The organism is Flavobacteriales bacterium, from assembly GCA_020435415.1.
Classification (GTDB): Bacteria; Bacteroidota; Bacteroidia; order JACJYZ01; family JACJYZ01; genus JACJYZ01.
This window is the reverse complement of record JAGQZQ010000137.1, coordinates 1-6,368: the sequence shown is the minus strand read 5'-3', so window position 1 is coordinate 6,368 and position 6,368 is coordinate 1. Positions and strand designations below refer to the sequence as shown.

The following is a 6,368-nucleotide window of genomic DNA, read 5'->3' as shown; positions in this document are numbered from 1 at the left end:
CCTGAACTTAAGGCAACCTCAAAGACTTCTGAAAGCTTTTAGTTGTTCGATGCACGGATTGCAAATCCGCGCCAGCACGGATAGTTTGCTCGATGTGACTTTACTAAGTCCTGAACTTAAGGCAACCTCAAAGACTTCTGAAAGCTTTTAGTTGTTCGATGCACGGATTGCAAATCCGCGCCAGCACGGATAGTTTGCTCGATGTGACTTTACTAAGTCCTGAACTTAAGGCAACCTCAAAGACTTCTGAAAGCTTTTAGCTGTTCGATGCACGGATTGCAAATCCGCGCCAGCATTGCTTCTAAAGGCCATGATTATTCAAGCCGGAAATTATCCTTTACCTTGTCCCATTCCATCAGTCGATCAGGGTTCTGGCAGGATTTTTTGATCCGTTCTCTCACAATGGCCTTGTGTTCTTCGGGGATGTCAATCTGATCGGTCTCTCCAGCTACTTCAAAGCCTAATTGCTTGATCAGTTCCATAAAAAAACCGAATCGTTTGTCTGGTATTTTCAGGGTAACTTCTTTCATAACACTTGCCTTTGAGTTGGTGATAATGATTGCAGATGTTTTACATCGCTACTGTAAATGTACGAAATCAATGCATGAAATGTTCTTGCCCAGCCAACAGCGATCTTCGTATTACGTTGATTCAATAACCGGTCGCACCGTTCGTATGGCTTTATCAATACAATCGAATTTCCCCATAATTACCCCATTTTCAAATCTTCAAATTGGCACACCATCACATCACCACATCACCACATCATCACATCACCACATCAACACATTACCGCATCAACACATTACCGCATTAACACATCAGCACATCATCCAAACCGCAGCGCTTTCACCGGCGTGATCTGTGCGATCAGGTAGGAGGGAAGCACCATCATCACCAGGCTCAGTGCAAAGGCTGAAACGTTCAGGATGATGAGGTGGGAAATCTCCAGGTTGATCGGGACCTGGGTCAGGTAGTACGATGCCTGGTCCAACGGGATGACGCCGAACTTCTGCTGGATCAGACAAAGGCCGATGCCAATGAGGTTGCCCCACAGCATACCGCGGCCGATGATGTACGCTGCATTGTACAGAAAGATCTTCCGGATGCGCCAGTCTGCCGCCCCAAGGGCCTTTAATATACCTATCATCTGCGTGCGTTCCAGGATCATGATGAGCAGGGCCGTGGACATGTTGATAATCACCACAATGGCCATCAATACCAGGATCACGATGACATTCACGTCCTGAAGGTTCAGCCAGTCGAACAGCTGCGGATGCAATTCACGTACGGTTTGTGCCAGGTACTTGTAACCGATGATTTCGTTGACTTCAACCCCCATCTCGTCCAGTTTGTCATAGTCGTCGATGCGCACTTCGAAGCCTGCCACGCGATCCTCGGCCCAGTCGTTCAGCTTACGGATGTGGGCAATGTCACCGAATACATACAGCTTGTCGAACTCCTCCATGCCCGTCTCATAAATCCCTGTTACCCGGAAGGAGCGTGACCGGGGCGGGTCCTGGATGAAGAACATGTTGAGCTTGGCCCCGGTATCAAGTTGTAGTGTCTGGGCAACGTACTTCGAAATCATGATGTCGTTGGACCGGACGGAGTCGCTAAGTTCCGGTGTGTGTCCCGACACAAGTTTGCTTTTGAAGAAGGTCCAGTCGAAATCCGTGCCCACACCTTTCAGTACTACCCCCATGATCTCATCACTGGTTTTGATGATACCTGCCTTGGTGGCATAGGACTGCACGTGATTGATGCCGTTTGTTTTCAGCAGTTCGGGAACAAAATCCAGATGAGCCGGGATGGGGGTCGGTTCGTAAGATGTATTGAAATCGTAGTTGTTAATTTGAATATGCGCCCCGAATCCAATAACTTTATCACGGATTTCCTGTTGGAATCCGGTGACTATGGCCACCGCCACAATCATGACCGTTAACCCGAGCACTACAGCCAACGTCGCTATCTTCACGATAGGTCCGGACAACCTTTCCAGGCCGGCCGACCGGCTGTTCAACATCCGCCGCGCAATAAAAACTTCCGTATTCATGTCCGCTCGAAATTCATGGCCTAAAGTAACAAAAATACTAGCCACGGCAGGTTTCCTGTATGTGGCGTCCGCGGCAATGGCCTGCCAGAACAGTGTTGAGCAACAGCAGGAGCATACAGGGAGGGGAGAGGAAACAGGAGTGCCGCAGGAAAAGCCGGGGCCGGATATACGGACGGCAGCGGAACAAACCGGGAGATGGCTCCCTTTGCTGCAAGGTAAGCGCGTGGGGGTGGTAGCCAATCAAACCTCTATGATTGGAATGACACACCTTGTTGATACGATGATCTCGCTGAAAATAAATGTGGTGAAAGTCTTCGCTCCCGAACACGGTTTTCGCGGTGATCATGGTGCAGGGGAGAAGGTGAAGGACGGAAAAGATCCCGTAACCGGATTGACCGTGACCTCATTATATGGTTCTCATAAGAAACCCACGAAGGAAGACCTTGCGGATGTTGATGTCGTGGTGTTTGACATCCAGGATGTGGGTGCCCGCTTCTATACCTACATCTCCACCATGACCTATGTGATGGAGGCTTGTGCGGAGAACAAGAAACCCTGTATCATTTTTGACCGCCCCAACCCCAATGGTTTTTATGTGGACGGGCCGGTGCTTCAGCCGGAGCTTTCATCATTCATTGGATTACACCCCGTGCCCATCGTGCATGGGATGACCGTGGGAGAGTACGCCGGGATGGTAAATGGTGAGGGGTGGTTGAAGGACAGCATCCAATGTGACATTACGGTCATTCCCTGTGCCAACTGGACGCACAGGATGAATTATGACCTGCCGGTCAAACCGTCGCCCAACCTGCCAAACATGGAGAGCGTTTACCTCTATCCTTCCCTTTGTCTTTTTGAAGGAACGGTCATGAGTGTGGGACGTGGTACCGACAAGCCTTTCCAACAGTTCGGACATCCCGACCTGAAAAGCGGCACCACGACTTTTACACCTGTAAGTATCCCCGGTGTCGCCGCCGACCCCAAATGGGAGGGTAAAGTGTGCAAAGGTTTTGATGTGTCGATGTTCAGCGACCTGTTTATCAAGAATGCCGGGCAGATATACCTCTTCTGGTTGCTGGAGAGCTACAAGGAAGTGGGAGGTTCAGATGCCTTCTTCCGGTCTTCATTCGATAAACTCGCAGGTACAACGGAGCTGAGAAAACAGGTGATGACGAATGTCACCGAAGAAGAAATCCGGAAAAGCTGGACCCCCGGCATTACAGCCTTTAAGAAGATCCGTAAAAAATATCTCCTGTATACGGATTTTGAACCTTAGGATTCTGGGGGCTGTAGCTGTCTTCCTGGTGTCGAGATTCCTCGCGATGCTCGGAATGACAATTCGGATAACATATGCAGGCAAGACAAAAGCGCTGGGGTTAAACAACAATATATTTTAATGACTAACCCCAGCGCTTTTGTCTTTTTTCATTCATCTTTCTGTCAGATGTCATTCCGAGCTTCGCGAGGAACCTCACAATGGCACCATTAAAAACCAGGAAATCCAACTGATTCCGGGTGGTTAGGCGAAGGTTCCCGGATCGCTTTGCTCCCGGGACAGGTGCACCTTCGTCTGTCTATTCTGTAGCATCTGCTACACATTGTCACGTAAGGCTGAAAGCATACAAACATATTCCGACGTAGGCACAGCCTACGCCTAACAGCGTCGTTTCTGACCGTAATTTATGTGGACAGCAAGTTGTCAAAGAGTCGTTAGGCGAAGGTTGCACCTTCGTCTGTCTATCCTGTAGCATTTGCTACCACCGTGTCACATAAAGCTGAAAGCATACAAACATATTCCGACGTAGGCGCAGCCTACGCCTAACATTGGAGCTATAAACACATACCAATGTTAGCACACGTCTCCCGGGAGCAAAGCGATCCGGGAGCCTTCGCCCGAGATAGATCAGATCAAATAAGTGTTCTTACAGTTTTGCTGCAGCGGCTTGCTTGACTTCAGTCCTGCCCGGGTATACCTTTAATGCCGCGTCCAAACATTTCATGGCATTGCTGAGGGCATCCAGGTTCAACACATAGGCGATGCGCACTTCGGTTTTTCCGAGACCCGGTGTGGAGTAAAACCCGGTGGCCGGCGCCAGCATCACGGTTTGGTTGTCAAACTCGAAAGATTCCAACAGCCATTGACAGAACTTATCGGAATCGTCGATGGGCAGACTGGCAATGACGTAGAATGCACCGCCCGGTGTAGGGCAGGTCACGCCATCCATGTTCTGTAGCGCTTTCACCACGAGGTCACGACGCTTTACATATTCATCCTTCACTTCCTGGAAGTAGCTGTCCGGGGTATCCACGGCAGCTTCGGCACCAACCTGTCCGAGGGTGGGCGGACTCAATCGGGCCTGGGCGAATTTCATGATGGCATCAAAAACTTCCTTGTTGCGTGTGACGATGGTACCTACCCGTGCGCCGCACATGCTGTAACGTTTTGAAACGGAATCCACCATGATGACATTCTGCTCAAGACCGGGGAGGTTGAGCGTGCTGTGGTGGGTCTTGCCGTCATAGCAGAACTCACGGTATACTTCATCCGCGAAGAGGAAGAGGTCATGCTTGAGTACGATCTCGCGCAATGCATCCAGCTCTTCTTTGGAATAAAGGTATCCGGTAGGGTTGCCGGGATTGCAGATCAGGATGGCTTTGGTCTTGTCAGTGATCAGCTTCTCGAAGTCTGAGATCGGAGGAAGGGCGAAACCTGTTTCGATGGTGGAGGTGATCGGTTTTACGACCACACCCGCTGCGATAGCAAAGCTATTGTAGTTGGCATAGAAAGGCTCAGGGATGATCACTTCATCACCTGCATCCAGACAGCAGATAAAGGATGCAAGCAGCGCTTCCGATCCACCGGCGGTTACGATCACCTGGTTCAGGTCCAGGTTGATGTTGACCTTTTTGTAGTACTGAAGAAGTTTTTTTCTGTATGATTCGATACCGGCTGAGTGACTATACTCGATCACCCTCAGGTCGAAGTTACGGATCGCGTCAAGCACCAGTTGGGGGGATTCAATGTCCGGCTGACCGATGTTCAGGTGATAGACGGTACGTCCTTTTTGTTTTGCACCTTCGGCAAACGGTACCAGTTTACGGATGGGAGAAGCGGGCAGTTGTAAGCCTTTTTTAGAAATAGTAGGCATGGTGATTCAGAATTCAGTGAAACAAAACACGATAATAATCTGATGAAGGGTGCAAAAGTAGGAAGAATTCCAGATTTACCCTTTCTTTTTGTTCAGAACCGTTCCCTTGAACTTTAGTTTGTATGGAGATTTTCGGGCGTTGGAATGGACTTCCAATGTCCGCTCCTGGTAGGCGATCTTGCCACTCGTGTCAAAGGTGACACGGATCGTGCCTTTCCCTCCGGGAGGAATGGGAGCTTTCGGCCAGGTGGGTACGGTACATCCGCAGGTCACCTTGATGTCCTGGATGATCAATGGTGCATCGCCGGAATTGATAAAGTGGTAGTCGAAGGAAAGAAGACTATCCTCCGACACTTTGCCGAATTTGTACACATCATCCTCAAACTTGAACTCAGCGGATTGGGCAAAAGAAAACCCTGCGAATAGCAGGGTCTTCAATATGATCAGTGCGATAATTCGCATAGGTTACTCATTGTCGGGGCTGGCCGTCGGAGTGAATGTGTTGCTGTTTTGCAACGGTGTTCCTGAAGGCTCTTCCGGTTTTTGCTTTACGGTTCCTTTGATCTTCAGAACTTTGGTAGCCGTTTTGGCATTCGAAGTGATGGTTACCGTTTTGCTGAAGGGACCCTGACGGTCTGTAGCGTACTTCACCTTGATCACGCCGGAAGCACCGGGTGCGATCGGTTCGGTAGGATGTGAAGGTACGGTGCAGCCACAAGAACCCTTTGCGCTGGTAATGATCAGAGGCTCTTTTCCGGTGTTCTTGAATTTGAACTCCCTCTCTCCGTTTGCCCTATACTCAATGGTACCGTAGTCGATTACCTCAGATTCGAATACGATCTCAGGAGCATTGGGATTCTCCGGTGCTGCAGGTGCATATGTGGAGGGCTCCTGGGCAAACGCAAACAAGGCGCTTCCCAGAAATAAACCGGTTGCAATTAAGGATTTTTTCATTGTATATAATTTAGGTTGATCTTTAAAAGCGATTGCCTGTATTTACAAAAGTAAGGATTTTTTGGGTGCAATCACAAGCGTTTACTTAATCATAACGATTACGAAAACCATGCCAGATTAACCCAACTTATGCAGTAGGAGATGAGGAACGAGCCGAACTATCTGTATTTAGTTGGGGGTATCCCTCCCGTACCTACGGGATAGAAAAT

Annotated in this window: 6 protein-coding genes; 1 reads left to right on the top strand and 5 read right to left on the bottom strand. The window is 49.3% G+C overall.

What is annotated here, in order from left to right; all coding sequences use genetic code 11:
• Positions 1-314 precede the first annotated feature (314 nt).
• Positions 315-530, bottom strand: a complete 216-nt coding sequence (locus KDD36_14540; GenBank protein ID MCB0397867.1) for a hypothetical protein — start codon at positions 528-530, stop codon at positions 315-317.
• 299 nt (positions 531-829) lie between these two features.
• Positions 830-2,056 (bottom strand): ABC transporter permease, encoded by a 1,227-nt coding sequence (locus KDD36_14535; protein MCB0397866.1) that lies wholly within the window; start codon positions 2,054-2,056, stop codon positions 830-832.
• Between the two features lie 76 nt (positions 2,057-2,132).
• Between KDD36_14535 and KDD36_14530 the strand changes: the two genes are divergently transcribed.
• Positions 2,133-3,332, top strand: a complete 1,200-nt coding sequence (locus tag KDD36_14530; GenBank protein MCB0397865.1) for a DUF1343 domain-containing protein — start codon at positions 2,133-2,135, stop codon at positions 3,330-3,332.
• A gap of 646 nt (positions 3,333-3,978) precedes the next feature.
• Here the strand turns inward: KDD36_14530 and KDD36_14525 are convergent.
• From KDD36_14525 to KDD36_14515, 3 genes are all read right to left on the bottom strand, one after another.
• The gene (locus tag KDD36_14525) at positions 3,979-5,205 is read right to left on the bottom strand and encodes a pyridoxal phosphate-dependent aminotransferase (protein MCB0397864.1); all 1,227 of its coding nucleotides are present in this window, start codon (positions 5,203-5,205) and stop codon (positions 3,979-3,981) included.
• Between the two features lie 75 nt (positions 5,206-5,280).
• A complete protein-coding gene (locus tag KDD36_14520; protein MCB0397863.1) occupies positions 5,281-5,667 on the bottom strand; it encodes a DUF1573 domain-containing protein in 387 nt (128 codons plus the stop codon).
• A 3-nt stretch (positions 5,668-5,670) separates the two neighbouring features.
• A complete protein-coding gene (locus tag KDD36_14515; GenBank protein ID MCB0397862.1) occupies positions 5,671-6,159 on the bottom strand; it encodes a DUF1573 domain-containing protein in 489 nt (162 codons plus the stop codon).
• Between the last annotated feature and the right edge of the window lie 209 nt (positions 6,160-6,368).